The sequence below is a fragment of the Peribacillus sp. P4_C12 genome, assembly GCF_056402095.1.
The window spans coordinates 1-1,575 of sequence record NZ_JBFUIB010000709.1 but is presented as its reverse complement, the minus strand read 5'-3'; the positions used below and the strand labels follow the sequence as shown (position 1 = coordinate 1,575).

2 protein-coding genes are annotated in these 1,575 nt (G+C 36.4%); one reads left to right on the top strand and one right to left on the bottom strand.

All coding sequences use genetic code 11. The features are described 5' to 3' along the window. On the bottom strand, positions 1-934 hold a 934-nt coding region (locus AC1DUW_RS28245; RefSeq protein WP_477644106.1), incomplete at its 3' end, for an APC family permease. Between the two features lie 151 nt (positions 935-1,085). Here AC1DUW_RS28245 and AC1DUW_RS28240 point away from each other — a divergent pair. Continuing rightward, the coding region (locus AC1DUW_RS28240; RefSeq protein ID WP_477644105.1) for a MerR family transcriptional regulator at positions 1,086-1,575 on the top strand (490 nt) is incomplete at its 3' end.

Genomic DNA, 1,575 nt, shown 5'->3' with positions numbered 1-1,575 from the left:
ATACTGAATCCCGGCCCATTGCATATAACACACGTGATGCGCTTGTAATTGAAGCAACTCCTGAAGAAAAGTTACCAATAATTACCGCAGTAATAAATAATGATTTAAATAGGTTTCCTCCAACAAGTATAGCGATTTCCATGGCTGCTGAATCATTGTTTTCAAATGAAAAACCCGGATAGACCAATTGTGCTAAGTAGGAAGAGCCAATATACAAAACCCCTATTAATAGCAACATTATGATAATAGCTCTTGGGATGGTTTTTTCAGGATTGATTGTTTCCTCTGACAAGGTAGTAAGTGAGTCAAAACCAAGGAAACTAAAACAAAGAATTGAAGAGCCTGCTAAGATTACTGACAAGGGAACCTCTGAATTGAATAATGGTTTACTCGAGAAAAGAGTTCCTGTCCCAACTCCATCTAACAAATTTTTGACGGTTAATATCCAGAAAAAACAAACGAAAATGATTTGAGCAATAACGAAAATTTTACTTGCGGATGCTGATGTCTTTACCCCTAGTATGCTTGGTACAACTATGATAGTAGTTAAAAGAATAATCCACACATAATGTGGAATCCCTGGAAACACTGCACTTAAAAAGACAGTGGACATCAAACACGTCACCATAGGTGTTAAAATATAATCAAGCATAATTGTCCAACCTACAAGAAACCCAACTTCAGAATTAATAGACTTTTGAGTAAATGTATAAGCTGAACCTGAGATAGGATATGCTTTTGCCATCTTTCCGTAGCTGAGCGCTGTAAACAGTATCGCTAGAAATGCAATAATGTACGCACCCGTAATGACACCATGTGAGGTTACGGTAGCTATTCCATAGGTATTAAAAAATACCATGGGGTTATTCCAAGCAATCCCTAAAAAAACAACCTGTGACAAAGTAAGTGTTCTAGCAAGTTTCTTCCGTTTCATAATCAGCTCCCTCACATTTATAAAGAATACTCAGAAGATTTAAATTATTGTGTATTTTGATTATAAAGGTTGTTGTAACACAAAGGTCAACACCTGTATTATATTTTTTAAGGGGGCGATTAAACTGAAAGAAAAATTAACAATTGGTGAGATGGCAAAGTTACGAGGGATGACTACGGAGACCTTGCGCCATTATGATCGGATTAACTTATTCAAGCCGCAATATATCGATTCACATTCGGGATACCGCTACTATTCTATTTTCCAGTACGAGGTTTTAGGAACCATCAAAGAATTACGACAACTTGGAATGAGTACGGACGAAATAAAGGATTATTTCAATGAACGCAATTTTAGTAAGTCTTTGGACATTCTTAAAGCAAAGCACGCAGATCTTGTTGCAAAGCTGAACGAATTAACTGACTTGGAGGAAAATATCCGGGAAAAAATTGTATATTTGGATCACGTAGCAAGAGAAACGGAACTTCAAACGGTTATGTTTCGTGAATTAGGACGCAGGAAGTTAATTACATTGAATGAAAAAATCAATAATAATTTGGAACTCTGTTATGGTGTTATAAGGCTAGAAAATATGCTTGCTGAGAAGACACCGATTCTGGCCAGTAACAGACTAGGCATTC